Source organism: Delftia acidovorans NBRC 14950, assembly GCF_001598795.1.
Classification (GTDB): Bacteria; Pseudomonadota; Gammaproteobacteria; order Burkholderiales; family Burkholderiaceae_C; genus Comamonas; species Comamonas acidovorans.
On sequence record NZ_BCZP01000018.1, the window covers coordinates 66,133 to 92,287 of the forward strand.

A 26,155-nucleotide genomic window follows, 5' to 3' on the forward strand; every position below is an offset into this window, starting at 1 on the left:
TAGGCTGCAGTAGCGGCGCGCGCAGGACTCAGGTGCTGAGGAATTGCTCGATCAGCCCGGCCACGGCCGCCGGCTGGTCGTGGTGCAGCATATGGCCCGCGTCCTGGACCACGGCCGTGCGGCAGTCGGCAATCTGCCCGATGCGCTCGTGGTACTCGGCCAGCGTGTAGCGGTCCTTCCACCACATGCCCAGGCTGTCGTCGCTGGCCTCGACGGCCAGTACCGGCGCCGTGATCGCCCGGTACAGGGCCAGGATTTCTTCCACGCGGAACAGCTGTGCGCTGATGAGCTTGTGCGCCGTGTCGCCCAGGATTTCCCAGCGGCCCTGCGCATTGGGCGCCGCCCAGTGGTGGGCCAGCCACAGCGCCTTGTCCCCGGGCAGGCGGCGGTTGGTCTTCATCAGCCTGCGCGCCACGTCCTGCACGCTGTCATAGCTCTTGAGCTCCATGCCGCCGCTGCGCAGCTGGCGCAGCTCGTCCATCCACTGCGCGTAGCGCGCAGGCGCCTGGTCGGGCCGGGTGGCCGGCATGCCGAAGCCCTCCAGATTGACCAGCCGGCGTATGCGCGCAGGCCGCGCACCCGCATACATCATGGACACGTTGCCGCCCATGCTGTGGCCCACCAGGTCCACGGGCGCATCGCCCACCAGGGTTTCCAGCAGATGGTCCAGGTCGCCCAGGTAGTCGGCAAAGTCATGCCGGTCGGCAGGCCAGGCCGGCCGGCTCAGGCCGAAGCCGCGCCAGTCCGGCGCGATGATGCGGCGCCCCGCCATGAAGGCCTCGCCAAAGGCATCGACCACGAACTGGTAGGAGGCCGCCACATCCATCCACCCGTGCACCAGCACCAGCGGCGCCAGGGCAGGATCGCCATCCACAGGTCCCCACTCGCGCACGTGGTACTCCATGGTGCGCACCGGCACCATGCGCGAGCGCCAGGGGCGGCTGGCAACGTAGATGGGCGCTTCTTCAGCGGCCGTGGCGGGGAGGGAAGAGGGGGCTTGCAGCATCCCGCCGATTATTCCGGTTTGCTGCTGTGCAGCAGTCAGGGGCGGGACAGCGGTTGCGCGGGATTTCCCTGTGGCGGCAGACCCGCAGGTAGTAACCCGAGCGCCGCCGCCGCTGATGCACGGCATCAGAAACAATGATTGGCCGGCCGGGCCGGCGCTGCCTACAGTGGGTTGCAGATTGACCGCACAACAACCCGAAGGAGACAGCAATGCAGCAACGCAGATGGCTGACGGCCGCCATGGCCGCAGGATTGTGGGGCGCCGCCATGGCGGCCCAGGCCGGCACGGTGACGGTGCTGACCTCGTTTCCCAAGGAGCTGACCACGGCCTACCAGAAGGCCTTCGAGGCGGCCAATCCGGGGATCAAGATAGAGATCCTGAACAAGAACACCACGGCCGCCGTGGCCTATGTGCGCGAGCTGCCCGAGGGCCAGCGGCCCGACATCATGTGGGCCAGCGCCCCTGATGCCTTCGAGGTGCTGGCGCGCAACAAGCTGCTGACCGCCGCGCCCGAGACGCGCAATCCGGCCGCGCCCGCCAAGATCGGCAACTACCCGCTCAACGACCCGCAGGGCCTGTACTACGGCCAGGCGCTGGCCGGCTACGGAATCATGTGGAACACGCGCTACCTGAAGGCGCACAAGCTGGCGGCGCCCAAGGAGTGGAGCGATCTGACGCGGCCCGAGTACTTCGGCCACATCGCCATCTCCTCGCCCTCGCGTTCGGGCACCACGCAGCTGACGGTGGAGACCATCCTGCAGGGCGAGGGCTGGGACAAGGGCTGGCGCCAGCTGCTGTCCATGATGGGCAATGCCGCCGCCGTGACCGACCGCAGCTTTGCTGTGCCCGATGGCGTGAACAACGGCCAGTACGGCATAGGCATCGTGATCGATTTCTTCGGGCTGGCGGGCAAGTACTCGGGCTTTCCGGTGGACTTCGCCTACCCGGCGATGACGGCCGTGGTGCCGGCCAACATCGCGCTGATCGCGGGCGCCAAGAATGCCGATGAGGCCCGCAAGTTCATGGCCTTCACCATGTCGGTGCCGGGCCAGCAGCTGCTTTTCGACCCCAAGATCAGCCGCCTGCCCATCCTGCCCTACAGCCAGCTCAAGGCGCCGGCCGGCTACCCCGTGCCGCAGGAGGTGGCGCAGCGCGCCAAGGTGCAGTTCGACGCCAATCTGTCCGAGTCGCGCTATGCCGTGGTGATCAGCCTGTTCGACCAGATGGTGACCTTCCGCCTCAAGGAGCTGCAGGCCGCCACGCGCGCCATCCAGGAGGCGCACAAGGCCCTGCAGGCCAAGCCCAATGCCAAGGGGCAGGAGCTGCTGACGCAGGCGCGCGACATCGCCTACTCGCCGCTGGTGGGCGAAGCCAATGTGAAGGACGAGCAATTCCTGGAGCTGTTCCGCAAGAGCCGGCGCGATGTGGCCGTGTCCAAGGAGCTGACGGGCCTGGAGCAGATGTGGGCCGACAAGGCGCGTGCCAACTACGAGCGCGCGGCCAAGCTGGCCGCCGAGGCGCGCGGCCTGGCCCGGTAAGTGGCGGGCGCAGGGGCCCGGCACCGGGCGCCTGCATGCACTCCCCTTGACAGTCTCTTTCGCTGCGGAGCATTCGCATGAGCATCGATTCCATGGCGGCGCCCGCCGCCGCCCCCCTTGCTGCGCGCGCACGGCGCATTCCGTCGGGCTGGGGGCCGTGGCTGGCCTTCGCGCTGATCCTGGCCTTTTTGCTGGCCTTTCTCATCGTGCCCGTGGGCATGGTGGTCTACACCGCCTTCGTCAATGAAGGCGGCGGGCTCACGCTGGGGCACTTCGGCAATTTCTTCGGCCAGACCGTCTTCCGCGAGTCGTTCTTCAACAGCCTGGGCGTGTCCCTGGCCAGCGTGTTCTTCGCCAGCCTGATCGCCGTGCCGCTGGCCTACCTGACCGTGCGCTTCGAGTTCCGGGGCGCGCTGCTGATACAGACGCTGGGCGTGCTGCCGCTGATCATGCCGCCCTTCGTGGGGGCGGTGGCGCTGCAGCTGATCTTCGGGCGCAGCGGCTCGGTCAACCTGCTGCTGGACGACTGGTTCGGCTTCACCGTGCCCATCATGGAGGGGCTGACGGGCGTGATCTTCGTGGAGAGCATCCACTACTTCCCGTTCATCCTGCTCAACCTCGTGGCGGCCATGCGCAATATCGACGGGGCCATGGAGGAGTCGGCGCTGAACCTGGGCTCGCGTGGCTTTCGGCTGTTTCGGCGCGTGATCTTTCCGCTGGCCATGCCCGGCTACCTGGCGGGCGCGGCCCTGGTGTTCGTGAAAGTGTTCGACGACCTGGGCACGCCGCTGGTGATGGGCGTGACCAATATGCTGGCGCCCCAGGCCTATCTGCGCATCACCTCGGTGGGGCTCGATGATCCGCTGGGCTATGTGATCAGCGTGATCATGATCGCGTTCTCCATCGTCGCCCTGTGGCTGGCTGCGCGGGTGATGAAGGGCAAGGACTACGCCACGCTGCAAAAGGGCGGCAGCGCGCTGCAAAAGCGCCGGCTGTCGGCCTGGGAGGCGCTGCTGGCCTATGGCTGGATCGCCCTGGTGCTGCTGGTGGTGCTGGCGCCGCACATCGGCATCTTGCTGATGTCGTTCTCCAAGGTCTGGAGCTTCTCGGTGCTGCCCGACAGCTACACGCTGGAGCACTACGCCACGGTGTTCACCGACTCGGGCTACATGATCGGCAACACGCTGCTGTACTGCCTGATGGCGGCGGGCATCGACGTGGTGATCGGCACCGCCATCGCCTACCTGATCCTGCGCACCCGGCTGCCTGCCCGGCAGTGGCTGGACTATCTGGCCTCGGTGGCACTGGCGATTCCGGGGCTGGTGCTGGCCATCGGCTATCTGCGGCTGTTCAAGGGCGTGAACCTGCCCTTCACCGATACGCCCATCGTCACCACCTGGGTGCTGATCATGCTGGCCTATGCGGTGCGGCGGCTGCCGTATGCGCTGCGCTCGTGCATGGCGGCGCTGCAGCAGGTGCACATCTCGCTGGAGGAGGCCGCGCAAAGCTTGGGCGCGGGCCGCACCAGCGTGATACGGCGCGTGATGGTGCCGCTGATGGCCGGCGGCATCCTGGCCGGCTTCGTCACCAGCTTCATCACGGCGGCCGTGGAACTGTCGGCCACCATCATGCTGGCCTCGGCCCAGAGCCAGGCGCCCATGAGCTACGGCATCTACCTGTACATGCAAAGCATTTCGGGGCGCGGACCCGGTGCGGCATTGGGCGTGCTGGCCGTGGTCGTGGTCGGCCTGGGCACGTATTTCTCGCACCGCTTCGTGGAGCGCTCGCGCGCCACCGTGCAATCGACTTCGGAGTGAAACGCCATGCACCTGGACCCTGTCTCCCTCGAATGCAGGCACATCAGCCTGAGCTACGGCAGCAACGAAGTGCTGCGCGACGTCAACCTCAAGATCGAGCCCGGCGAGTTCTTCGCGCTGCTGGGGCCTTCGGGCTCGGGCAAGTCCACGCTGCTGCGGCTGATCGCGGGCTTCAACCGGCACCAGCGCGGCGAGCTGCTGGTGGGCGGGCAGGACATCACGGGGGTTCCGCCGCATGCGCGCAACATCGGCATGGTGTTCCAGAACTATGCGCTGTGGCCGCACATGACGGTGTACGACAACGTGGCCTTCGGCCTGGTCGAGCGCCGCGAAAGCCGCGACACCATCCGCCGCAAGGTGGGCGAAGTGCTGGAGCTGGTGGGCCTGTCGCAGTACGCGCAGCGCCGCCCGGGCCAGCTGTCGGGCGGGCAGCAGCAGCGCGTGGCGCTGGCGCGCACCGTGGTCATCGCGCCCAAGCTGCTGCTGTTGGACGAGCCCCTGTCCAACCTCGACAAGCAGCTGCGCGTGCAGATGCGCGAGGAACTGCGCAGCCTGCAGCGCAAGCTGGGCCTGACCACCATCTTCGTCACCCACGACCAGGAAGAGGCCATGACCACGGCCGACCGCATGGCCGTGCTCGACAAGGGCGTGCTGCAGCAGGTGGGCTCGGCGGCGGGGCTGTACGACTATCCGGCCAACCGCTTCGTGGCGGGCTTTGTCGGCACGGCCAATGTGCTGGAGGGCGAGGTGTTGCCGACGATAGGCGAGTCGCTGGCCTTCAAGGTGCCGGGCCTGGGCACGCTGACCCTGCCGCGCCCGGCCCAGCCGCCCGCGCCGGGGCGTGCGGCGCTGGCCTTCCGGCCGCACCAGGTGCAGATTGCGGTGCGCGACGATGCGGGCGATGCCTCGCGTGTGTGGGTGGAAGGGCAGATCGAAAGCGCCGAGTTCCTGGGCGAGTTCTCGCGCTACCGCGTGCGCGTGGGCGAGGTGGCCGTGGTCGCCGACCAGGCGCACTACGCGGGCATTGCCATGTTCCCCATGGGCATGCCGGTGCGCCTGGGCATCGAGCCCACGCAGCTGCGCTACCTCGACGAGTGAACGATGAGACGGCTAGGGATGTTCCCTGAAACCCGGGCCTGCCCGGGCCGCAGGCCCTGGCGCCTGCGCTAGGCTGGCCGCCCATGGAGATGTATCAGCTGCGCGCCTACGTCACGGCGGCCACGCTGGGCAGCGTCACGCGCACGGCCGAGGCCCTGCACCTGACGCAGCCCGCTATCACGGCCCAGATCAAGGCACTGGAAGAAGAGCTGGGCGTGGCGCTGTTCGACCGGCGCCCGGGCCGCATCAGCCTTACGCGGGCCGGCGAGGCCCTGATGGAGCCCGCCCGGCAGGTGCTGGATGCTGCAGGACGCCTGCAGGGCCAGGCCCGCGAGCTGCAGGGCGAGATCACCGGCCAGCTGCTGCTGGGCACGGTGGCCGACCCCGAGGCGCTGCGCCTGGGCTCGCTGCTGCATGGCCTGGTGGAGGCGCTGCCGCTGCTGGACATCAAGACACGCCAGGGCTGGGCAGAGGAGTTGCGCGCGCAGGTCGCGGCCGGCGGCCTGCAGGGCGCGTTCTACATCGGCGCCCACATGCCGCGCGATCTGGGCGCCCTGGTGCTGCAGACGCTGCACTACCGCGTGGCGGCGCCGCCCGCGCTGCGCGAGCGCGTCCTGCAATCGGGCTGGAAAGACCTGGCGCAACTGCCCTGGATCGGTGCGCCCGCGCAGCACCATGAGCAGGCCCTGCTGCTGGCGCTGTTCGCCCGCCAGGGGCTGAGCCCCAATCAGATCGTGGAAAGCGATGCCGCCGCCGCGCCCGAGAGCCTGGTGCGCGCCGGCCTGGGCCTGGCGCTGCTGCGCGAGGACCGCGCCCTGGCCGCGGCCGAGCATGGCTGCGTGGCCATCTGGCCGCATGCGCGCGTGGTGGCGCAACTGGGCTTCATCCACCCGCGCGAGGCCGAGCACGACCCGGCCCTGGTGGCCACGCTGTCGCAGCTGCGCAGGGTCTGGGGGCTGACCGAGGTTCAGGCGGCGCCGCCGCTGGCCTGAGGGGTGCCTGCCTGGACGATGGCCTCGACCAGCGCATCGAGGCTGCCCTGGCGTTCCTGCTCGCCCACCTCGAACAGCTCCAGCACGCCGGTGCCGCGCAGGATGGCGAAGGCCATGGCCGCAAAGCCCTGGGGGCGGGGATGGTGGGCCGCGATCTCGGGGAAGACGTCCAGGAAGCGGGTGTAGAACACGCTGTCCACATGTACGCGGCGCGCGTCCACGCGGTCGAACAGCGAGGGGGAGGCCTTGCAGCCGAAGAACATGCTCCAGGCCGCCTGGTAGTTGGCCGCGCCGAAGATGTTGTCCCAGGCCAGGGTGACGAAGGCCTCGGCACGCTCGCGCAGGGGCAGGGCCTTGTCGGGCCAGACCGTGCCCTGGTCGCTCAGCGGCTCCATGACCTCGATGACCAGCCGCTCCATCAGCGCATCGCGGCTCTCGAAGTGGTGCTGCAGCGCGCCCAGCGACACATCGGCGCCGCGCGCGATGGCCTGCAGCGTGGCGCTCTTGAAGCCGCCCTCGCGCAGCAGCGCCAGGGCGGAGTCGATGATCTTGCGTTGCGTTGTCTCCACACGCTCGGTCTGCGGCGTGCGTGCGCGCCGCTGCGTGGCGGACGTCGTCATGTTCTGGGCTCCAGAGGGCAAAAAAATAATAGTAGATTGTTTTTGTTTGTTGCGGGCGTTCAACCGTTGCCGCAGTGCGGCATGGCGGGCGGCAATGTGTCGATCGCCTTCGCTACTCCTTCTTTTTGGGCTTGTCCATAGGGATAAATTACAAGAAATAATAATTTATTGTTTTTTATAGTTGATACCCATCAACAAGGGGCGCACAAGGCCCCGCATTCCAACAGGCACCCCACGAGGAGACATTGCCGTGAAGACCACCGAAGTGTTCCAACCCCTGCGCCGCCGCGCGCCTTGCTGAGAGCCGGAGCACCCCCTTGATGCACAGTTCTTCTTCGCAGGGCCATCTGGAGCGCAGGCTCAAGAACCGCCATATCCAGCTCATCGCGCTGGGCGGCACCATCGGCACGGGCCTGTTCCTGGGCTCGGCCGGCATCATCGAGCTGGCCGGCCCGTCCGTGCTGCTCGGCTACGCCATTGGCGGGCTGATCATCTTTTTCATCATGCGTTTCCTGGGCGAGATGCTGGTCGAGGAGCCCAACGCGGGCTCGTTCAGCTATTTCGCCAACCGTTACCTGGGCCGCTTCGCGGGCTTTCTGGCGGGCTGGAACTGTGTGGCGCTGTATGTGCTCGTGGGCATGCTGGAGCTGACGGCCGCAGGCAAGTTCATCCAGTTCTGGTGGCCCGGCATACCCACCTGGGTGACGGCGGCGGTGTTCTTCGTGCTGATCAACGGCGTGAACTTCATCAACGTCAAAGCCTATGGCGAGTTCGAGTTCTGGTTCGCGCTGATCAAGATCGCGGCCGTGCTGGCCATGATCGCTGCGGGCGTGTATCTGCTGGCCAACGCCGACCGGCCCGAGCAGACCGTGCGCAACCTGTGGACGCACGGCGGCTTCTTCCCCAACGGCCTGTCCGGCCTGGTGATGGCCTTCGCCTTCATCATGTTCGCCTTCGGCGGCGTGGAGATGCTGGGCTTCGCGGCGGCCGAGACCGACCAGCCGCGTACCGTCATCCCCAAGGCCGTGAACCAGCTCATCTACCGCGTGCTGGTGTTCTACATCGGCTCCATGGCCGTGCTGATGTCGCTGATGCCCTGGACCGTCCTGCTGGGCCAGCTCAAGGCCGGCGGCGACACCTACAGCAGCAGCCCCTTCGTGCTGGTGTTCTCGGGCCTGGGCGAGAACACGGCCGCCCACCTGCTGAACTTCGTGATCCTCACGGCCACGCTGTCGGTCTACAACAGCATGGTCTACAGCAACAGCCGCCTGCTGTACGGCATGGCCAGCGAAGGCAATGCGCCGCGCTCGCTGATGCAGGTCAACCGCCGCGGCGTGCCGGTGCGGGCCATCGTCTATCCGGCCATCTTCACGGCGCTGGCCATCGTGCTGAACTATGTGGCGCCGGCCGGCGTGCTGGAGTTGCTGATGTCGCTGATCGTGGCGGCCCTGGTGATCACCTGGACCATCATCATCGTGGCGCACTGGCGCTTTCGCCGGGCGCATGTGGCGCGCAAGACCGTGCTGGGCTTTCCCGCACCGGCTGCGCCGCTGACCAACGCCATCGGCCTGGCCGCCATGGCCCTGGTGGTGGGCGTGATGCTGCTGACACCGTCGGTGCGGTCCTCCGCGCTGGCCATTCCGATCTGGGTCCTGGTGGTCTACGGGGCCTATCGCCTCGTGTTCCGCCAACGTCCCACGCCTGTGCTGGAATCCGTACTGGAACCCGCGCACATCCCCCGTTGAAACCTTCAAGGAGAACCAACCATGGCAGACCTGTTCGACAACCCGATGGGCCTGATGGGCTTCGAATTCGTGGAATTCGCGTCGCCCGCGCCCGGCGTGCTGGAGCCGCTGTTCGAGAAGCTGGGCTTCACCCTGGTGGCCAAGCACCGTTCCAAGAACGTGCTGCTGTACCGCCAGGGAGGCATCAACTTCATCATCAACAATGAGCCGGGGCAGGCCGCCTATTTCGCGGCCGAGCACGGCGCCTCGGCCTGCGGCCTGGCCTTCCGCGTCAAGGACGCGCACCAGGCCTACAAGCGCGCGCTGGAACTGGGCGCGCAGCCGGTGGAGATCCCCACGGGTCCCATGGAGCTGCGCCTGCCGGCCATCAAGGGCATCGGCGGCGCGCCGCTGTACCTGATCGACCGCTTCGACGAAGGCAAGTCCATCTACGACATCGACTTCGAGTTCCTGCCCGGCGTGGACCGCAACCCCAAGGGCCACGGCTTCCATGTGGTGGACCACCTGACGCACAACGTCTACCGTGGCCGCATGACCTACTGGGCGGACTTCTACAGCAAGCTGTTCAATTTCCGCGAGATCCGCTACTTCGACATCTCGGGCGAGTACACCGGCCTGGCTTCCAAGGCCATGACCGCGCCCGACGGCCTGATCCGCATTCCGCTGAACGAGGAATCGCGCCAGGGCGGCGGCCAGATCGAGGAGTTCCTCATGCAGTTCAACGGCGAGGGCATCCAGCACATCGCGCTGCTGACGGACAATCTGCTGGACTCCATCGACCAGCTGCAGATGGCCGGCATTCCGCTGTTGACCGCGCCCAACGACATCTACTACCAGAACCTGGAAGGCCGCCTGCCCGGTCACGGCCAGCCCGTGGGCGAGCTGCAGGCACGCGGCATCCTGCTGGACGGCACGACCGAGGGCGGCCAGCCGCGCCTGCTGCTGCAGATCTTCTCCCAGCCCATGCTGGGCCCCGTGTTCTTCGAGTTCATCGAGCGCAAGGGCAACTACCGCGAAGGCTTCGGCGAAGGCAATTTCAAGGCCCTGTTCGAGTCCATGGAGCGCGACCAGATCAACCGCGGCGTGCTGCAGACCGAGGCACCGCAGGGCGCCTGATTCCGGCAGACGCAGCGCGCCCGCCCGGCCCTGGCCAGGTGGGCGCGCTGTCGTCAGGGTAAACACGGGCGGCCCTACACTCGGTGCCCATGAATTCCCCCTCGATGCAACCGGTGGCGCTCGGTCAAAGCGCATTGCAAGTCAGCCCCATCTGCCTGGGCACCATGACGTTCGGCGAGCAGGTCGGCGAGGCCGAGGCCTTTGCCATCATGGACCGCGCGCTGGAGCGCGGCGTGGACTTCTTCGACACGGCCGAGATGTATGCCGTGCCCGCACGCGCCGAAACCTGTGGCGCCACCGAAACCATCATCGGCCGCTGGTTCGCCCAGCGCCCCGGCGCGCGCGCCAAGGTCGTGCTGGCCACCAAGGTGGCCGGTCCTTCGCGGGGCATGCCCTGGGTGCGCGAGGGCAAGGGCATGACGGCGGCCGACATCGCCGCCTCCTGCGAAGGCAGCCTGCGCCGCCTGGGCACGGACGTGATCGACCTCTACCAGATCCATTGGCCCGAGCGCAATGTGCCGGCCTTCGGCCAGCTGTACTACGACCCGTCCAAGGAAAGCTCGCAGACCGGCATCCACGAGCAGCTCGAGGCGCTGGGCCGCCTGGTCCGGGAAGGCAAGGTGCGCCACATCGGCCTGTCCAACGAAACGCCCTGGGGCGTGCACGAATTCGTGCGCCTGGCCGAGCAGCACGGCCTGCCGCGCGTGGCCTCGGTGCAGAACGCCTACTGCCTGCTCAACCGCAGCTGGGAAAACGGCATGGACGAAAGCTGCCACCGCCTGGGCGTGCCGCTGCTGGCCTATTCGCCGCTGGCTTTCGGCCTGCTCACGGGCAAGTTCGACGTGCATGCGCCCACCGATCCCGCTGCGCCGCAGGCCGCACGCATTGCGCGCTACGAGTCCGTGCGCAAGCAGCGCTGGGGCCGGCCCGAAGCCCTGGCCGCCGCGCGCCGCTACAACGCGCTGGCGCGCGAGCACGGCATGACGCCCACGCAGCTGGCGCTGGCGTTTTGCTACACCAAGTGGCAGGTGGCCAGCACCATCATCGGCGTGACCTCGGTGGCCCAGCTCGATGAGGACCTGAACGCCTGGGGCACGCAACTGTCGCCCGAACTGCTGTCGGCCATCGACGCCATCCGCTGGGAAGTGCGCGACCCTGCGCAATAGGCCTAGGCCCTGCGCAATAGGCCTCGCCACTGCATCTTCAGCGGCTGCACTCGCCCTTGAGCGCAGCGGCCGCCAGCATGGGCAGGCTCAGCAGGCCCATGCCGCCGCCCTTGAACTCGCCCTTCATGCAATCGCCCTGGGCGGCCTCACGCATGCCGCTGGCCAGCGGGTCCTCGCGCTGCGCATGGATCTGGGGCCTGACCAGGCCTTGCCGGGCCGCCGACTGCACGGCCTCGCGGCCTGCGGCCGAGTCCAGCAGGCGGCTCATGGCCCTGGCGCTGCGCGCGGTGTCCGGGACGGCCTCGGTGTCGGCGGGCACAGGCGCTTGCGGCGCGGCGGCTGTTGCGGCTTCCTCCATGGCCTTTGCCGCCCCTGCGCTTTGCCTTGAAGGCGGTGCGGCGGTGTCCGGCCGCCGCGCAGGCTTGGGCCTGGGCGCGGAACTGGGCGCGGGCGCCGGTCCGGGCCGGGCAGCCGCTGGAGCAGGAGAGGGGGCCGGCGTCGGCGTCGGCATCGGCATCGGCATCGGCATCGGCGTCTCGACCCAGACCACCTGAAGGCGGTGCGCCTCGGCCTGCCCGGTGCCGGGCCGCGCAATGTCCGGGGACAGACCCTGCCACAGCAGCGCCCCGTGCAGCAGCAGCGACAGCAGCAGGCCCGCGATCAGCCGCAGCCGTCCGCTGCTCAAGCCTCGGGCCCTGCCACCCATTCCAGCAGGTCGCCGGGCTGGCACTGCAGTGCCTCGCAGATGCGCTCCAGCGTGTCGAAGCGCACGCCGCGCACCTTGCCGCTCTTGAGTAGGGAAATATTCTGTTCGGTGATGCCGACCATCTCGGCCAGTTCGCGCGAACGCATCTTGCGGCGCGCCAGCATCACATCGAGGTGGACGATGATGGGCATGCTCAGACGAATCCCGCGTTCTCGTCGGCGATGCGCCGCGCCTGCAGCATCACATGGGCGATGGAGACCAGCACCACGCCGAGCAGGACCAGCAGGCCATCGTGCCAGTACAGGCCCAGCGTGACGAAGCGCTGCCCTGGCGGATTGCCCATGCTGGCCGCCACCGACATCAGCGCGCGCGTGAAGGGCAGGGCCAGCGCGCCCGCCAGCACCGTCCAGGCAAAGCGCATCAGGGCGTGCTGCGCCTGCTGGCCGAAGACACGGCCCTGCAGGTATTCGCCGAACAGTGTCCACAACTGGCGCAGCGCATACAGGCCGCAGCCCACGGGCAGCAGGCTGACCAGTGCGGTGCGCCAGCGCGCAGCCATGTCCAGCGGCTGGCCGGGCGGCATGCCCAGCAGGCCTTCCGCCTGGCCCGAAAGATCTTGCGGCGACAGCAGGGCGGCTGCCGGCAGGGCCAGCAGCGCGACGGCACCGAGCGCAATCAGGATGCGCGCCGCCTGGGAGTGGCGCCTCAGGGCGTTGCCCGCGGCGTGGGGCGTATAGTTCATGGCACAGCCTTGTATTGATGAATCGATAAAAAATTATTGTAAAACGATAAAAAATTCATGTCCAAGAAAAACTCTCATGTCAGCGAGACACCGGCCACGCAGCTGCTGCGCGCCCACAAGGTGGAGTTCACCGAGCACCCCTATGAGTACCTGGAACACGGCGGCACCGAGCACAGCGCGGCCAGCCTGGGCCTGGACGAGCACATGGTGGTCAAGACCCTGGTGATGCAGGACCAGGACGCCAGGCCGCTGATCGTGCTCATGCACGGCGACTGCAAGGTCTCCACCAAGAACCTGGCGCGGCAGATCGGCGCCAAGAGCGTGGAGCCCTGCAAGCCCGAAGTCGCCAACCGCCACAGCGGCTACCTGGTCGGCGGCACCTCGCCCTTCGGCACGCGCCGCGACATGCAGGTCTATATCGAAGAGAGCATCCTGGCGCTGCCGCGCATCGCCATCAACGGCGGGCGCCGGGGCTTTCTGGTGCAGCTGGACCCGCAGGTCTGCGTGCAGCTGCTGGATGCACGGCCCGTGCACTGCGCGCTGGCAGAATAGATGCCCTGAAGAAATGAACATGACTTGCGCACACGGGAAGGCGGCCACCGCCTCCAACGGGTTCGCGCAGGTCCTGATGAAAAACATGTGTCGGCGATCAGGGAGGGCGGGCCATCATGGCCGGCCGGATCGCGCGCCGGCGCTCCACAGACCGGCCAAGGACTTCAATTGAACGCGCTCTACCCCCTTCTCGCCACCGTGGCGGCCTACCTGATCGGCTCGCTGTCGTTCGCCGTCATCGTCAGCCGGGCCATGGGCCTGAATGATCCGCGCACCTATGGCAGCGGCAACCCCGGTGCCACCAATGTGCTGCGTTCCGGCAGCAAGGCGGCCGCAGCCGTGACCCTGTTGCTGGACGCCGCCAAGGGCTGGCTGCCCGTGGCCCTGGTGCAATGGTTCGGCAGCCGCTTCGGCCTGGGCGACGGCACGGTGGCCATGGTGGCGCTGGCCGCCTTCCTGGGCCACCTGTACCCGGTGTTCTTCCGCTTCAAGGGCGGCAAGGGCGTGGCCACAGCCCTGGGCGTGCTGCTGGGCATCAGCGTCTGGCTGGGCCTGGCGGTGGCGCTGACCTGGCTGATCATTGCCGTGTTCTTCCGCTATTCCTCGCTGGCGGCCCTGGTGGCATCCGTGTTCGCCCCCGTCTACTACCTCCTGTGCAGTGGCGTGGTCTGGTATGCCGAGACGCCGATTGCCGCCGCCATCGTCGCCATGGCTGCCCTGCTGATCTGGCGCCACCGCGAGAACATCCAGCGCCTGATGGCCGGCAAGGAATCCAGGCTGGGCAGCAAGAAGGCCGACCCGGCAGCCGCCGCGGCCAAGCCCGGCACGGCCAAAGGCAAGCCGCATTGACCGCCGCCACCGCGCTGCGCTCCACGGGCGCAGCTTGCGTGAATGGCGTGGCCGGCCAGCCGCGCTCCAGGCCCTCTCACCACTGACGACCTTCCCACATGGCATCGAGTCCATCGCAGCGCGTCTACCGCGCACCTTGCCCCGGCTGCGGCGCGCCCGTGGAATTTTCCAGCGCCCAGGCCAGCTACGCCGTCTGCGAGTTCTGCCGCAGCACCGTGGTGCGCCAGGGCGATGTGCTGCAGCGCCGCGGCTCCATGGCCGAGGTCTTCGAGGACTACAGCCCCCTGCGCATCGGCGCCACGGGCCAGATGCTGCGCAACGGCAAGCCCGAGCACTTCACCCTGGTCGGGCGGCTGCAACTCAAGAGCGAGGCGGGGGCCTGGAGCGAATGGGTTGCCGCGTTCAGCGATGGTGCGCTGGGCTTTCTGAGCGAGGACAACGGCCAGTTCGTCTGGTCCTGGCCCTGGGAGGCCGAGGCCCTGCGCAACGGGCCGTTCAAGGCCTCCGACTGGCTGCTGGGCTCGCAGCGCGTGCTCGGCGGCAAGAGCTTCACGGTCAGCAGCGTGCAGAACGCGCGGCTGGTATCGGCCCAGGGCGAGCTGGCGCAGCTTCCCGAGCCCGGCACGCCGTACTGGCTGGTGGAGCTGCGCAGCGAGCAGGGCCAGGTCCTGTCCGTGGACTTCTCGGCCCAGCCGCCTGCGCTGAGCCTGGGCGAACGCGTGGTGCTGGACGACCTCAGGCTGCAGGGCCTGCGCGACGGCGCCTCGCTCAAGGGCGAGCAGGGCAGGCACTTCAACTGCCCCAAGTGCGGCGCCGTGGTGCCCGTGCGCTTCACCACCACCAAGAGCCTGAGCTGCCCCAGTTGCGGATCGCTGGTGGACCTGAGCCAGGGCATTGGCAAGGAACTGTCCTATGCCGAACAGAACGAGCCCGTGCGCCCCGCCATCCCCCTGGGCAGCAAGGGCGCATTGGAAGGCCTGCAATGGCAGGTGGTGGGCTTTCAGCACCGCATGGGCCAGGAGCCTGGCGACGACGAGAGCTTTGGCTGGGAGGAATACCTGCTGTTCAGCCAGAAGGCCGGCTTCGCCTTCCTGGTCGATTCCTCTGATGGCTGGAGCATGGCCCGCGTGACCACGGGCGTGCCCAAGCTCTCCAAGAACCGCAGCACGGCCAAGTACATGGGCCGGCAGTACCAGCTTGAATCGCGCTACACGGCCGAGACCACCTATGCGCTGGGCGAGTTCTACTGGCCCGTGCAGCGCGGCCAGACCACGCGCAATGTGGACTATGTGAGCGCAGGCGCGCAGAACAAGGCCTTTCTGGCCAGCGAGACCGAGAACGGCGAGACCACCTGGTCGCATGGCAGCGCCGTCTCGGCCACCACGCTGGCCACGGCCTTCGGCCTCAAGCAGCTGCGGGACCGCTCGCAGGTCGGCGTGATGTCGGGCAGCCGCTTCGGCCTGTGGACCATCGTCATCGGCGTGGTCATCCTGTGGCTGGTGTTCGTCATGCTGCGCGGCTGCATGTCGCGCCCGAACTGCGACCCGAACACCGATCCCAACTGCAACAGCTACACCCGCAGCAGCGGCGGCTCCTGGGGTGGCTACACCTCGGGCGGCAGCCACAAGTAAACAACGGAGAAACTGATCATGAACTTCGACTGGTTCAACCCCGCCGCCTTCTTCGGCTCGATCCTCTATGCGCTGGTGGGCGTGGTGGTGTTCTGGCTGTGCTTCATCATCATCGACAAGATCACGCCCGTGGACATGTGGGCCGAGATCGTCGAGAAGCACAACAAGGCGCTGGCCATGGTGGTGGCCGCCATGTGCCTGGGCATCAGCATCATCGTCGCTGCCGCCATCCACTGAACGGGGCCGCCTGGCCCCCCCGCACTCCCCATCTCCCGCCGACACGCAGCCCGCCTGAAAAGGTGCGGCTGCGCTGCGCATGGCGGCGTTGTTGCGTGGCAACAAATTCCTTGTTGATAGTGAGTTTGCAAATGATATTCGTTTGCATTCTAAATAGAATCGCCCCCTTCATTCGAAGAGAGGGTTTCCATGACAGACCATCAAGCCGCCCGCAGGGCAAGGCTTTCAGCGGGTGTGACCGCTGGCATCATCACCACCGCGCTGGCGGGCGCGGTCCATGCCCAGGAGGCCGCTCCAGCCGTTCCAGCCGATCCGGCCCAGGCACAGACGCAGACGCAGACGCAGCCTCAACAGGCCCACACCCTGCCCACGCTGCAGGTCAACGCCTCCCAGTACGACCCTGACGACGTGCGCCCCGAAGGCGTGACCACGGCGACCAAGACCTATCTGGCGCCCAAGGACATCCCGCAGACCATCGATACGCTGGAGGTCAACAAGTACAAGAGCTACGGCATCAACGACCTGGCCACCATGCTGGACGGCGTGCCGGGCGTGAACACCACCTACGACATGCGTGGCGAGGGCGTGTACATCCGCGGCTTCAAGGCCGACGAGAGCGACATCTACCGCGACGGCGTGCGCGAAAGCGGCCAGGTGCGCCGCAGCACGGCCAATGTGGAGCGCATCGAGATCCTCAAGGGACCGGCCTCCGTGCTCTACGGCCGCAGCGCGGGCGGCGGCGTGGTCAACATGGTGAGCAAGCAGGCGCGCTTCGACGCCAAGAGCAGCATCACGCTGCGCGGCGGCTCCTGGGACAACGTGGGCGGCACCATCGACATCAACCGCGTGCTCAACGAGAACGTGGCCGTGCGCCTGACGGCCGACCGCGAGCAGGCCCACAGCTTCCGCGAAGGCATACGCAACCGCAACGAGATGGTCTCGCCCAGCATCCTGGTGGACACCCGCACGGGATGGCGCTGGACCGGCCAGTACACCTATGACAACGTCTGGCGCGTGCCCGATCGCGGTCCGGTCTATGACCAGTTGCCAGCCGGCGTTTCCATCCGCAAGGGCTTCGCGGCGCCGGGCGACTACGTGGAAGATCGCCTGCGCGTGCTGCGCTCCGACCTGTCCTATGACTTCAACAACCGCTGGAACCTGCGCTGGGTGGCCAGCAAGCGCGAGGCCAGCCAGGACTTCGACCACTATTTCGCCGGTACCTACCGCGCCGCCACCGGCAAGATCACGCCCAACTACGCTTGGCAGCAGACCCGCAACACCACGCTGTCCAACACGCTGGACCTGACGGGCAAGTTCAGCACGGGCAGCATCAAGCACGATCTGCTGGTGGGCCTGGAGGCCAGCGAGGAAGAGCGCGCGCCGCGCGTCGGCCAGCCCGGCAGCACCTTCTCCTACGATCCGTTCCAGCCCATCGTCTGGCCCAGCCGTCCGGTGCAGGGCAAGCCGACCCAGGACAACTATCACAAGGGCAAGGGCCAGGCGCTGTACATGCAGGACCTGGTCAGCCTGACCGAGCAGTGGAAGCTGCTGCTGGGCCTGCGCTACGACAGCTATGACTTCCAGAGCACCAACAAGATCGCCAATCTCACGCGCAAGACCGACGGCAACGGCTTCAGCCCGCGCGTGGGCGTGGTGTGGCAGCCGGTGCGTGAGCACAGCTTCTATGCGTCCTGGAACAAGAGCTACTCGCCCTATGGCGGCCGCGGCATCCTGACCGTGGAAACCGCCGTGGGCGCGGTGCCGGACGACGAGCCCCAGTACTCGCGCCAGTCCGAGGTCGGCGTCAAGAGCGACTGGCTCGGCGGTGCGCTGTCCACCCAGGTCTCCGTCTACCAGCTGGAGAAGTACAACATCCGCTACCGCCCCGATCCCGAGAACGATCCCTACACCTGGGCCATCCGGGGCAAGGACCGTTCGCGCGGCATCGAGTTCAGCGCGGCCGGCCGCGTGGCCAGTTCCTGGTATGTGCGAGGCGGCGTGGCCTTCATGGAGGCCAAGGTGGCTGAAGACGCGCAAAACCCCGCCAACGTGGGCCTGTACCTGCGTGACACGGCCAAGCGCAACGGCAACCTGTTCCTGCGCTATGCGCCCAAGGGCCCCTGGTATGGCGAAGTCGGCGTGACCTACACGGGCAGCCGCTTCACCAACGCCGCCAACACGGCCCTCCTGCCCGGCTACACGCGCTGGGATGCGCTGGTGGGCTGGCGCCAGGACACCTGGACGGTGACCGTGGCGCTGTCCAACCTGTTCGACAAGCAGTACTGGCGCTCCAGCTCCATGCCAGGCGCACCGCGCAGCGTTCTGGTCAGCGCCAACTACCAGTTCTGACGGCGGAGCCCGAGGCGCTGCGCTCCTTCCCGCTTTGCACGGTGTCCGTTGCACGCGGGAAGGGGCGCATCGCGCACAATACCGGCCGTGCAAACCTCAGCCCCTCTTGCCGGCGCGCAGCCGGCGCGTCCCATCGACATCGCCCTGCTGGTCAGCGTCTTCGTGATCGCGGCCTGCGGCCTGCTTTACGAACTGGCTGCGGGTGCGCTGGCTTCCTATCTGCTGGGCGATTCGGTCCTGCAGTTCTCCACCATCATCGGCAGCTACCTGTTCGCCATGGGCATCGGCTCATGGCTTTCGCGCTATTTCGAGGACCATCTGCCCGCGCACTTTCTGCGCATCGAGCTGATGGTGGCCCTGGTCGGCGGCGCGCTGCCGGCCACGCTGTTCATTGCCAATGCCTACGCGCCCGGCGCGTTCCGCTTTCTGCTGTACGGCATGGTGCTGGTGGTGGGCACGCTGGTGGGGCTGGAGATTCCGCTGGTGATGCGCATCCTCAAGCGCAATGTGACGCTCAAGGACCTGGTGTCCCAGGTGCTGACCTTCGACTACCTGGGCGCGCTGGCCGTGTCGCTGGCATTTCCGCTGCTGCTGGTGCCCAAGCTGGGCCTGGTGCGCACGGGGCTGCTGTTCGGCTTCATGAATGCGGCGGTGGCGGTCTGGGCACTGCTGCTGTTTCGGCATGAGCTGCGGCGCCCGCGTGCCCATGCCCTGGCCTGCGCTGCCGTGCTGGCCTTGCTGGGCACGGGCATCTGGGGCGCCGACCATCTGACGCGCCTGGCCGACGACCATTTCTACCAGGACCGCATCGTGCTCTCCAGCAGCTCGCCCTACCAGCGCATCGTGGTGACGCAGGGGCGCCAGGGCGCGCGGCTGTACCTCAACGGCAACCTGCAGTTCGCCCAAAGCGACGAGTACCGCTACCACGAGGCCCTGGTCCACCCCGTGATGGCCGCGCATGGCGCGCCCAAGCGCGTGGCCGTGCTGGGCGGCGGCGACGGCATGGCCGTGCGCGAGGTGCTCAAGTACCCCTCGGTGGAGTCGGTCACCCTGGTGGAGCTGGACCCGGCCATGACCGACCTGTTCAAGGACAACGCCATGCTGCGCCGGCTCAACGGCGAAGCGCTCAGCGATGCGCGCGTGCACATCCTCAATACCGATGCCTTCCACTGGCTGCAGCAGGGCGGCGATACCTTCGACGTGGTCATCGTCGATTTCCCCGACCCGACCAATTTCGCCATCGGCAAGCTGTTCACCAACAGCTTCTATGCCTTGCTGGACAAGCGCCTGGCGGCCAGCGGCTACGCCGTGGTGCAGACCACCTCGCCCCTGATCGCACGCAAGAGCTACTGGACCGTGGTGCAGACCATCGAATCCATCGGCCTGCAGGCCACGCCCTACCACGCCCATGTGCCCAGTTTTGGCGAATGGGGCTTCGTCATCGCCAGCCACCGGCCTTGGCGCGAGCCCGATGCCCTGCCTGCGGGCCTGCGCTTTCTGAGCGCGCAGACCATGGCGCTGATGTTCGACTTCCCGCTGGACATGGCGCGTGTGCCGGCCGAGGTCAACCGCCTGTCGAACCAGGTGCTGGTCAACACCTACGAGCGCGAATGGGGCAGGGTGGAGCGTTGAGCACCGGCCTCTCGCCCCTGTGGAGCCGGCGCCAATGGCTGCAGGGCCTGGCCGGCGGCGCGGCCCTGGGCCTGTCCGGCTGCACGCCAACGCCACCGCGGCTTGAGAACCTGCCCGGCGGATTCAGCGGCGTGGCGCTGGAGCGCGGCCATGCCTTGCGCGCTTTCTGGCAGCGCCTGGGCCAGGGCCTGGCGCTGCCGGCGCCGGCCGTGGTGCACCGTGCCAAGGTGGTGATTGCCGGCGGCGGCATGGCAGGCCTGGCCGCCGCGCGCGCACTGGAGCTGGCGGGTGTGCAGGGCGTGGCCCTGCTGGACACGCAGCAGGCCATGGGCGGCAACAGCCAGGGCGGCAGCATTGCGGGCCTGCCCTGTCCGCTGGGTGCCCACTATCTGCCCCTGCCCAGCGACGATGCGGCCGAGGTGCAGGACTGGCTGGAGGCCCTGGGCCTGCGCCAGCGCCGCGCGGGCCGCTGGCAGTACGACGAGCGCCATCTGTGCCACAGCCCGCAGGAGCGCCTGTTCTGGCAGGGCGCCTGGCATGAGGGCCTGCTGCCCGTCGATGGCGTGGCGCCGCGCACGCTGGAGCAGTACGAACTCTTTGCGCGCAGCGTGGCCCAGGAGATGGACAGGGCGGCCTTTGCCATGCCGTCCATCCGTGTCTGGCAGCGCGAGGGCCGGCTGCCCGCCGCCCATGCCGCGCTGGACGGCCAGACCATGCAGGCCTGGCTGACCAGCCAGGGCATCGATGATGCGCAGCTGATCTGGTATCTGGAGTACTGCTGCCGCGACGACTTTGGCGCGGGCCTGGCGCGCGTATCGGCCTGGGCAGGCATTCACTATTTCGCCAGCCGCCATGGCTTCTCGGCCCCGCGCCGCCAGGACGAGCGCACGGCCGAAGACGCCGGCGACGCCGTGCTGACCTGGCCCCAGGGCAATGGCTGGCTGTCGCAGCAGCTGGTGGCAGGGCTGGGCTCCACCGACCTGCAGACGGATTGCAGCGTGCTATCCATCGCCGAAGGTGCCGACGGTGTGGAGATCGACGTCTACCACCATGGCCGCCAGCAGCACGAGCGCTGGCTGGCCGCGCGCTGCGTCGTGGCCCTGCCCAGCTTCATCGCGGCACGCGTGGTACGCGATGCGCCGGATTTCCTGCGCGCGGTGGCGGGCCGGCTGGACTGGGCGCCCTGGCTGGTGGCCAACATCCATCTGCAGCGGCCGCTGGCCGACCGGCCCGGCGCCGATCCGGCCTGGGACAACGTGCTGTTTGCCGATCCGAATGCGGGCGGTCTGGGCTACGTGGACGCGGGCCACCAGGGCCTGGACCGGCTCACGCCCCGTCCCACGGTGCTCAGTTACTACCAGGCGCTGGGCGACTGGCCTGACGGGCGCGCGCAACTGCTGGGCCAGCCCTTCGGCTTCTGGCGGGACCGCATCGTCGGCAGCCTGCTCGTCCCCCATCCCGACCTGCTGCACAAGGCCACGCGCATGGAGATCACGCGCTACGGCCACGCCATGGCCATTCCCCGGCCTGGCGACCAGCAACTGCTCAGCCAGGTGGCGCTGCAGTCGCACCACCGGGGCCGCAGCGCGCAGTGCGCCGGCGAGCGCGTGGCCCTGCTGCCCACGCCGGGCACGAGACGCCTGTGGTTCGCGCATTCCGACTGGGCCGGCTACTCGGTACTGGAGGAGGCCTTCACGCGCGGCCACCATGCGGGCCTGTGGGCTGGCGCCTGATCTCCATACCGACCTCTTTCGTGGATTCCTGATCGCCGGGCAAGCTGCTGCCGGTTCGTCGCTGGCCGCGTCCGCCAGCGGGTTTGCCCTTGTCCGTGTGCCGTAGATGCCTGGCTATAGTTCTATTTGATAGATCTTGATTCTGTTGGATAGAACTTTGAAAAGGGTACGAAACGCACATGGGCAACTATCTACCGGTGAGGCCGGATTGGCTGGGCCTGCACGAGGAGGAGATCCTTGAGCCATCGCTGGCCATCGTCGATGCCCACCACCATTTCTACGATCGACCGGGCTGGCGCTACCTGGCGGACGAGTACCTGGCCGACGCGGGCTCGGGCCACAGGGTCCGTGCCTCGGTCTACATGCAGGCGCTGACGCGCTACCGCACTGCCGGCCCGCAGGCGATGCAGCCGGTGGGCGAGACCGAGTTCGTGGTGCAGGCGGCGGAGGGCGTGCAGGACGTGCAAGAGCACAGGCAAGGCCATGCGGCCTGTGCCCTTGCGCAGGGCATCGTCGGATATGCGGACCTGCGCGCCGGTGCGGCGGTGCGCGAGGTGTTGCTGGCCCATCTGGAGGCCGGCAAGGGGCGCTTTCGTGGCATCCGGCACCTGGTGACCTGGGACGCGGACAGTTCCCTGGTCAATCCCCTGACCGCCGCGCCGCAGGGCCTGCTGCTGGACCGGTCCTACCGGCAGGGCGTGGCGCAGTTGGCGCCGTTGGGGCTTTCCTTCGATGCCTGGCTGCTTTTTCCGCAGCTGCCGGAGCTGCTGGACCTGGCACTGGCCTTTCCGCAGACGGCCGTGATCATCAACCACTGCGGGGGCGTGGCGCGCATCGGCGCCTATGAAGGCCGGCATGCCGAGGTGTTCGAGCGCTGGAAGACCTCCATGCAGGCCCTGGCCCGGCTGCCCAATGTGTACGTGAAGCTCGGCGGGCTGGGCATGCGCATCAACGGATTCGGCTTCGAGAAAGCGGACAGGCCTGCGGCCTCGGAGCAACTGGCTGCGGCCTGGAGACCGTGGATGGAGACCTGCATCGAGGCATTCGGCGCCGACCGCTGCATGTTCGAGAGCAATTTCCCGGTGGACAAGGGCTCCTTCAGCTACGCCACCTGCTGGAACGCCTTCAAGCGGCTGGCGGCGGGCGCAAGTGCCGCCGAGCGCCAGGCCCTTTTCGAAGGAACGGCAAGCCGCGTGTACCGGCTGGGCCAGGCGCAGCGCGAATGACGCTGCGTCACAGGAGCCATCTGCCTCGCCTGCCCCATCGATCCCATCTCACCCGACTTATTCGTCCAAGCCATCATTCCAAGGAGACCGCCATGCCATCCCTCATCTCTCGTCGCGCCATGCTGGCGCTGGCCGGCACAGCCTGCCTAGCCCCCGCCTGGGCGGCGGCCCAGGGCAAGCCCGTGACCATCATCGTGCCGTATGCGCCGGGCGGCAGCGCCGATCTGGTGACGCGCGTGATCGCGCAGTTCGCCGCGCCGGGACTGGGCTCTGCCTTGGTGGTGGACAACCGCACCGGCGGTGGCGGCGTGGTGGGCTGGAGCGCGGCCGCGCGTGCCGCGCCCGACGGCCAGACGCTGCTGACCGTGGAGCTGTCCTATGCCATTGCAGCCGGCCTGATGCCGAACCTGCCCTTCGATCCGCGCAAGGCGTTCACCCAGGTCACCACGGTGGTGAAGGTGCCCCATGTGCTGGTGGTCAACCCCCAGGTGCAGGCGCGCAGCGTGGGCGAGTTCATTGCGCTGGCCAGGGCGCAGCCCGGCAAGCTCAACTACGGCTCTGGCGGCAACGGCACCAACACCCACCTGGCCGGCGAGCTGTTCAAAAGCGCAACGGGCGCCGACCTGGTCCATGTGCCGTACAAGGGCGCGGGCGCCGTGCTGGCCGACCTGATGGGCAACCAGGTGCAGGCCCTGATCACCTCGGTCCCCACGGCGCTGCCCTACATCCGAAGCGGCAAGCTCAGGGCACTGATGGTGACGGGCTCGGAGCGCAATGTAACGCTGCCTGATGTGCCTTGTGCCAAAGAGGCCGGCATCCCCGCCATGGACATCGACTACTGGATTGGCATAGGCGCCCCGGCCGGCACGCCTGCGGCCGCCGTTGCCCGGTTGAACAAGGAATTCAACGCGGCACTGGCCCAGCCGCAGGCCAGCCGGAAGATGGCGGAGATGGGGCTGTCCGTGGTGGCGAACACGCCCGAGCAGGCCACGCAATGGGTGCAGAACGAGATACAGCGCTGGAGCGCCGTGATCCGGCAGGCGGGCATCAAGGCCGATTGACGACCGATTTAAGGCCGATGGCCGGCCTGCAGGACGCGCTACAGCGGACCCGGCACCTGCACCATGCGGTACAGCGATTGGCTGCCGCGTGCGGCCAGCACGCCCAGCTGCGCCAGCGTGCGCGGGTCCAGCTCCAGCGTGATGGCGGCGCGCGCCAGTGCCGAGCGGATGCGGGGGCCGTCCTCGCCTTCATGGATGACGGGCGGGTAGAGGCTGGCGCCGTCGGCGCCGATCACGCTGGCTACCAGCGGCGGCTGCGGCGGCTCGCCACGGCGCAGCACCACGGCGATGTCGCCGTTGTCCAGCCGCACGTAGGTGCCGGGCGGGCACAGGCCCACGGCGCGCACCAGCGCGAAGCCCACCTCGTCGGAGTAGCGCTGCTGCTGGGTGAGCGCGCGCAGCGACTCGGCGGCGCTGCGGCCTTCGCGTGACTTGCGCGGGCTGATCAGGGCCGCGTAGCGGTCCACCGTGCCCAGGATGCGCACCAGGCGCTGCACCGGGGGCAGTGTGGCCAAGGGCTGCTGGGGCACGGCTTCATGGTGTCGGGCCACCAGTTCCAGCCACAGCGCGTCGTTGACGAACAGACGCGCCAGCAGGGCCTGGCTTTGCAGCGGATGGCGCTGCACGGCCTGCTGCTGGGCGGGGGTCAGCGGCTCGCGCTGCAGCGCCAGTTCGTCCTGCAGCGCGTTCATGCCGATGTTCATGGTCAGCGCGCCGCGTACCAGGGTGCGGTGCTCGGTCTCGTTCAGGCGCAGCTCGCGCGCCAGCACATGGCACAGGCAGGCGCAGACCAGGGCATGGGAGGCGCTGTAGCCCACGGTGGAGGAGCAGGCGCGCTGGAACATCAGGTACAGCGCGGCATCGCTGTCGTGGGCGATCAACTCCTGCAGCCACAGGTCGATCTGCTGCAGCTTGACCAGGAAGCCCTGCACCTGCAGCGGCGCGGACAGCAGCACGGACAGCGCGGCCTCCAGGTCGGACCACAGGCCCAGCAGGTCTTCGTAGGAATCGTCGGGGCGTCGGCTCATCGGTGGCGGGGTGCGGAAAACGGGGCGCGTGCAGGCCGCATCAGCGCCGCTCCAGCACCATCTCGCTGCCCTGGCGGGTCATCTGGACGTGGGCAAGAAAGCTGTTTCCCAGCAGCACATAGGGCATGGCAAGAGGGGCGACCACGGCGTCCACGCCAAAGACCTCGACATCGCCCACGCGCACCGAGTCCAGCCGCAGGCTCCAGCCCTGGGCGTCGCCGTTGGCGGTGCGCATCATCACGGGCTGGCCCTTGAGAAAGGGCAGGCCCATGCGTTCGGCGTCGGACCGGCCTATGGCGACCGAGCTGGCGCCCGTGTCCACCATGTAGACCATGGTCTTGCCATTGATCTGGCCGCGTTCGATGAAATGGCCCCGGTTGTCGGCCTTGAGCACCACGCGCCGGCCAAGCGCGGGATCGCCCGCTGCCGCGCCCCGGCCGCCCAGGCTGATGGGCGCTTCGCCCAGGCGCAATGTCTGGCGGCGGCCCTTGATTTCCACCTCGGCCGTGTCGCCCGATACCTGCAGCACGCGCACGTCCTGCAGGCTGTCGCCGGCCGCCAGAGCGCGTGGCGTGCCGCCGTCGATGACCAGCAGGGCCTTGTTGCCCAGCACGCCGCGGAGTGCCACGGACTGCGCTGTCGCCGGTGGCGGAGCCAGCACGGCCACGCCGGCCAGGCTCAGAAGTACGGCACGCAGGTGGCGCATGGGGCTTGTGGTGCAGGGGCGGAGGCCGGGCGTTCAGTCGCGGAAGTTGTTGAAGGACAGGGGATGGTCGGCCAGGTCCTTGCGGATCAGGGCCATGGCCGCCTGCAGGTCGTCGCGCTTGGCGCCCGTGACGCGCACGGCGTCGCCCTGGATGGCGGCCTGCACCTTGAGCTTGCTGTCCTTGATCAGCTTTTGCAGCTTCTTGCCCAGCTCGGCCTCGATGCCGTTCTTGACCTTGATGGTCTGCTTGAGCTTGTCGCCGCCGATCTTCTGGGCCTTCTGGATGTCCAGGAAGCGCACGTCCACGCTGCGCTTGGTCAGCTTGTTGCGCAGGATGTCCTCGACCTGCTGCAGCTGGAAGTCGGCATCGCCGAACAGCGTGATTTCCTTGTCCTTGAGTTCGATGGCGGCCGAGGTGCCCTTGAAGTCGAAGCGCGTGCCGATTTCCTTGGCGGTGTTCTCCACGGCGTTCTTCACTTCGACGAAGTCGGCTTCGCACACGGTGTCAAAAGAAGGCATGGCAAATATTTCCTGTAAATGTTCTGAAAAAGTATCGCAGCGCGGGACCGGGCGATGCGGGCACGGTGCCGGAGGCGTGGGGACGC

The 26,155-nt window shown here is 67.9% G+C and carries 24 protein-coding genes; 16 read left to right on the forward strand and 8 right to left on the reverse strand.

Annotated elements, in window-relative coordinates:
- Window positions 1-28: 28 nt before the first annotated feature.
- Window positions 29-1,006 carry an alpha/beta fold hydrolase gene (locus DA1_RS21045; protein WP_034395927.1) on the reverse strand — a complete coding sequence of 326 codons (978 nt, stop codon included), beginning with the start codon at window positions 1,004-1,006 and terminating at the stop codon, window positions 29-31.
- Between the two features lie 209 nt (window positions 1,007-1,215).
- On the opposite strand from DA1_RS21045, the gene DA1_RS21050 reads away from it, so the two are divergent.
- The 4 genes from DA1_RS21050 (at window position 1,216) to DA1_RS21065 (ending at window position 6,451) form a co-directional block, all read left to right on the forward strand.
- The gene (locus DA1_RS21050) at window positions 1,216-2,544 is read left to right on the forward strand and encodes an ABC transporter substrate-binding protein (protein WP_034395924.1); all 1,329 of its coding nucleotides are present in this window, start codon (window positions 1,216-1,218) and stop codon (window positions 2,542-2,544) included.
- A gap of 77 nt (window positions 2,545-2,621) precedes the next feature.
- Window positions 2,622-4,361 carry an ABC transporter permease gene (locus tag DA1_RS21055; RefSeq protein WP_034395921.1) on the forward strand — a complete coding sequence of 580 codons (1,740 nt, stop codon included), beginning with the start codon at window positions 2,622-2,624 and terminating at the stop codon, window positions 4,359-4,361.
- A gap of 6 nt (window positions 4,362-4,367) precedes the next feature.
- Complete coding sequence (locus DA1_RS21060) at window positions 4,368-5,459, forward strand: ABC transporter ATP-binding protein (RefSeq protein WP_034395918.1); 1,092 nt, start codon at window positions 4,368-4,370, stop codon at window positions 5,457-5,459.
- 83 nt (window positions 5,460-5,542) lie between these two features.
- Window positions 5,543-6,451: a LysR family transcriptional regulator gene (locus DA1_RS21065; protein ID WP_034395915.1), complete on the forward strand. Its 909-nt coding sequence runs from the start codon at window positions 5,543-5,545 to the stop codon at window positions 6,449-6,451.
- On the opposite strand, the gene DA1_RS21070 is transcribed toward DA1_RS21065, so the two are convergent.
- On the reverse strand, window positions 6,427-7,071 hold the full coding sequence (locus DA1_RS21070; protein ID WP_034395912.1) for a TetR/AcrR family transcriptional regulator: 645 nt from the start codon (window positions 7,069-7,071) through the stop codon (window positions 6,427-6,429). The genes DA1_RS21065 and DA1_RS21070 overlap by 25 nt on opposite strands.
- A 320-nt stretch (window positions 7,072-7,391) precedes the next feature.
- Between DA1_RS21070 and DA1_RS21075 the strand changes: the two genes are divergently transcribed.
- The 3 genes from DA1_RS21075 to DA1_RS21085 all read left to right on the forward strand — a co-directional run bounded on the left by DA1_RS21075 (window position 7,392) and on the right by DA1_RS21085 (window position 11,098).
- Window positions 7,392-8,816 carry an amino acid permease gene (locus tag DA1_RS21075; RefSeq protein WP_034395909.1) on the forward strand — a complete coding sequence of 475 codons (1,425 nt, stop codon included), beginning with the start codon at window positions 7,392-7,394 and terminating at the stop codon, window positions 8,814-8,816.
- A gap of 21 nt (window positions 8,817-8,837) precedes the next feature.
- Complete coding sequence (gene hppD, locus DA1_RS21080; protein ID WP_013801567.1) at window positions 8,838-9,932, forward strand: 4-hydroxyphenylpyruvate dioxygenase; 1,095 nt, start codon at window positions 8,838-8,840, stop codon at window positions 9,930-9,932.
- A gap of 104 nt (window positions 9,933-10,036) precedes the next feature.
- Window positions 10,037-11,098, forward strand: coding sequence for an aldo/keto reductase (locus DA1_RS21085; protein WP_034395906.1), 1,062 nt, complete (start codon window positions 10,037-10,039; stop codon window positions 11,096-11,098).
- A 37-nt stretch (window positions 11,099-11,135) separates the two neighbouring features.
- Here the strand turns inward: DA1_RS21085 and DA1_RS21090 are convergent, their stop codons facing one another.
- The 3 genes from DA1_RS21090 to DA1_RS21100 are packed head-to-tail and all read right to left on the reverse strand — an operon-like array spanning window position 11,136 to window position 12,546.
- Complete coding sequence (locus DA1_RS21090; protein ID WP_034395904.1) at window positions 11,136-11,783, reverse strand: hypothetical protein; 648 nt, start codon at window positions 11,781-11,783, stop codon at window positions 11,136-11,138.
- Entirely contained in the window at window positions 11,780-11,995 is a 216-nt protein-coding gene (locus DA1_RS21095; protein ID WP_013801570.1) for a helix-turn-helix domain-containing protein, read from the reverse strand. The genes DA1_RS21090 and DA1_RS21095 overlap by 4 nt, the downstream gene beginning before the upstream one ends.
- A gap of 2 nt (window positions 11,996-11,997) precedes the next feature.
- Complete coding sequence (locus tag DA1_RS21100) at window positions 11,998-12,546, reverse strand: DUF2975 domain-containing protein (protein WP_013801571.1); 549 nt, start codon at window positions 12,544-12,546, stop codon at window positions 11,998-12,000.
- A 57-nt stretch (window positions 12,547-12,603) separates the two neighbouring features.
- Here DA1_RS21100 and ybaK point away from each other — a divergent pair, with 57 nt between their 5' ends.
- From ybaK to DA1_RS21145, 9 genes are all read left to right on the forward strand, one after another.
- Window positions 12,604-13,098 (forward strand): Cys-tRNA(Pro) deacylase, encoded by a 495-nt coding sequence (gene ybaK, locus DA1_RS21105; protein ID WP_034395901.1) that lies wholly within the window; start codon window positions 12,604-12,606, stop codon window positions 13,096-13,098.
- A gap of 168 nt (window positions 13,099-13,266) precedes the next feature.
- Window positions 13,267-13,947, forward strand: coding sequence for a glycerol-3-phosphate 1-O-acyltransferase PlsY (gene plsY / locus DA1_RS21110; RefSeq protein ID WP_013801572.1), 681 nt, complete (start codon window positions 13,267-13,269; stop codon window positions 13,945-13,947).
- A gap of 98 nt (window positions 13,948-14,045) precedes the next feature.
- Window positions 14,046-15,578 carry a DUF4178 domain-containing protein gene (locus tag DA1_RS21115; RefSeq protein WP_034395898.1) on the forward strand — a complete coding sequence of 511 codons (1,533 nt, stop codon included), beginning with the start codon at window positions 14,046-14,048 and terminating at the stop codon, window positions 15,576-15,578.
- Between the two features lie 18 nt (window positions 15,579-15,596).
- A complete protein-coding gene (locus DA1_RS21120) occupies window positions 15,597-15,815 on the forward strand; it encodes a DUF350 domain-containing protein (RefSeq protein ID WP_013801574.1) in 219 nt (72 codons plus the stop codon).
- A 189-nt stretch (window positions 15,816-16,004) separates the two neighbouring features.
- Complete coding sequence (locus tag DA1_RS21125; protein WP_034395895.1) at window positions 16,005-18,164, forward strand: TonB-dependent receptor; 2,160 nt, start codon at window positions 16,005-16,007, stop codon at window positions 18,162-18,164.
- A gap of 87 nt (window positions 18,165-18,251) precedes the next feature.
- Window positions 18,252-19,796, forward strand: a complete 1,545-nt coding sequence (locus DA1_RS21130) for a polyamine aminopropyltransferase (RefSeq protein WP_034395892.1) — start codon at window positions 18,252-18,254, stop codon at window positions 19,794-19,796.
- Complete coding sequence (locus tag DA1_RS21135; protein WP_051940935.1) at window positions 19,775-21,529, forward strand: FAD-dependent oxidoreductase; 1,755 nt, start codon at window positions 19,775-19,777, stop codon at window positions 21,527-21,529. Before DA1_RS21130 ends, DA1_RS21135 begins: the two co-directional genes overlap by 22 nt.
- A gap of 179 nt (window positions 21,530-21,708) precedes the next feature.
- Complete coding sequence (locus DA1_RS21140) at window positions 21,709-22,755, forward strand: amidohydrolase family protein (protein WP_034395886.1); 1,047 nt, start codon at window positions 21,709-21,711, stop codon at window positions 22,753-22,755.
- 92 nt (window positions 22,756-22,847) lie between these two features.
- Window positions 22,848-23,816, forward strand: a complete 969-nt coding sequence (locus tag DA1_RS21145) for a Bug family tripartite tricarboxylate transporter substrate binding protein (RefSeq protein ID WP_034395884.1) — start codon at window positions 22,848-22,850, stop codon at window positions 23,814-23,816.
- Window positions 23,817-23,854: 38 nt separating this feature from the next.
- On the opposite strand, the gene DA1_RS21150 is transcribed toward DA1_RS21145, so the two are convergent.
- Genes DA1_RS21150 through DA1_RS21160 form a run of 3 tightly spaced genes read right to left on the reverse strand, consistent with a single transcriptional unit; the run spans window position 23,855 to window position 26,069 of the window.
- Window positions 23,855-24,844: an HD-GYP domain-containing protein gene (locus DA1_RS21150; RefSeq protein WP_034395880.1), complete on the reverse strand. Its 990-nt coding sequence runs from the start codon at window positions 24,842-24,844 to the stop codon at window positions 23,855-23,857.
- 40 nt (window positions 24,845-24,884) lie between these two features.
- Window positions 24,885-25,550, reverse strand: a complete 666-nt coding sequence (locus tag DA1_RS21155) for a retropepsin-like aspartic protease family protein (protein WP_034395877.1) — start codon at window positions 25,548-25,550, stop codon at window positions 24,885-24,887.
- A 33-nt stretch (window positions 25,551-25,583) separates the two neighbouring features.
- On the reverse strand, window positions 25,584-26,069 hold the full coding sequence (locus tag DA1_RS21160) for a YajQ family cyclic di-GMP-binding protein (protein WP_012206580.1): 486 nt from the start codon (window positions 26,067-26,069) through the stop codon (window positions 25,584-25,586).
- Window positions 26,070-26,155: the final 86 nt, after the last annotated feature.

What these genes read in the sequence shown, in the direction of transcription:
- DA1_RS21060 (WP_034395918.1), top strand. Translation starts at nt 4,368, where the DNA reads ATGCACCTGGACCCTGTCTCCCTCGAATGCAGGCACATCAGCCTGAGC.
- DA1_RS21160 (WP_012206580.1), bottom strand. Translation starts at nt 26,069, where the DNA reads ATGCCTTCTTTTGACACCGTGTGCGAAGCCGACTTCGTCGAAGTGAAG.
- DA1_RS21075 (WP_034395909.1), top strand. Translation starts at nt 7,392, where the DNA reads ATGCACAGTTCTTCTTCGCAGGGCCATCTGGAGCGCAGGCTCAAGAAC.
- DA1_RS21055 (WP_034395921.1), top strand. Translation starts at nt 2,622, where the DNA reads ATGAGCATCGATTCCATGGCGGCGCCCGCCGCCGCCCCCCTTGCTGCG.
- DA1_RS21125 (WP_034395895.1), top strand. Translation starts at nt 16,005, where the DNA reads ATGACAGACCATCAAGCCGCCCGCAGGGCAAGGCTTTCAGCGGGTGTG.
- ybaK (WP_034395901.1), top strand. Translation starts at nt 12,604, where the DNA reads ATGTCCAAGAAAAACTCTCATGTCAGCGAGACACCGGCCACGCAGCTG.
- DA1_RS21085 (WP_034395906.1), top strand. Translation starts at nt 10,037, where the DNA reads ATGCAACCGGTGGCGCTCGGTCAAAGCGCATTGCAAGTCAGCCCCATC.
- DA1_RS21155 (WP_034395877.1), bottom strand. Translation starts at nt 25,550, where the DNA reads ATGCGCCACCTGCGTGCCGTACTTCTGAGCCTGGCCGGCGTGGCCGTG.
- DA1_RS21135 (WP_051940935.1), top strand. Translation starts at nt 19,775, where the DNA reads ATGGGGCAGGGTGGAGCGTTGAGCACCGGCCTCTCGCCCCTGTGGAGC.
- DA1_RS21070 (WP_034395912.1), bottom strand. Translation starts at nt 7,071, where the DNA reads ATGACGACGTCCGCCACGCAGCGGCGCGCACGCACGCCGCAGACCGAG.
- DA1_RS21065 (WP_034395915.1), top strand. Translation starts at nt 5,543, where the DNA reads ATGGAGATGTATCAGCTGCGCGCCTACGTCACGGCGGCCACGCTGGGC.
- DA1_RS21100 (WP_013801571.1), bottom strand. Translation starts at nt 12,546, where the DNA reads ATGAACTATACGCCCCACGCCGCGGGCAACGCCCTGAGGCGCCACTCC.
- DA1_RS21095 (WP_013801570.1), bottom strand. Translation starts at nt 11,995, where the DNA reads ATGCCCATCATCGTCCACCTCGATGTGATGCTGGCGCGCCGCAAGATG.
- DA1_RS21150 (WP_034395880.1), bottom strand. Translation starts at nt 24,844, where the DNA reads ATGAGCCGACGCCCCGACGATTCCTACGAAGACCTGCTGGGCCTGTGG.
- DA1_RS21145 (WP_034395884.1), top strand. Translation starts at nt 22,848, where the DNA reads ATGCCATCCCTCATCTCTCGTCGCGCCATGCTGGCGCTGGCCGGCACA.
- DA1_RS21045 (WP_034395927.1), bottom strand. Translation starts at nt 1,006, where the DNA reads ATGCTGCAAGCCCCCTCTTCCCTCCCCGCCACGGCCGCTGAAGAAGCG.
- DA1_RS21050 (WP_034395924.1), top strand. Translation starts at nt 1,216, where the DNA reads ATGCAGCAACGCAGATGGCTGACGGCCGCCATGGCCGCAGGATTGTGG.
- DA1_RS21140 (WP_034395886.1), top strand. Translation starts at nt 21,709, where the DNA reads ATGGGCAACTATCTACCGGTGAGGCCGGATTGGCTGGGCCTGCACGAG.
- DA1_RS21120 (WP_013801574.1), top strand. Translation starts at nt 15,597, where the DNA reads ATGAACTTCGACTGGTTCAACCCCGCCGCCTTCTTCGGCTCGATCCTC.
- hppD (WP_013801567.1), top strand. Translation starts at nt 8,838, where the DNA reads ATGGCAGACCTGTTCGACAACCCGATGGGCCTGATGGGCTTCGAATTC.
- DA1_RS21115 (WP_034395898.1), top strand. Translation starts at nt 14,046, where the DNA reads ATGGCATCGAGTCCATCGCAGCGCGTCTACCGCGCACCTTGCCCCGGC.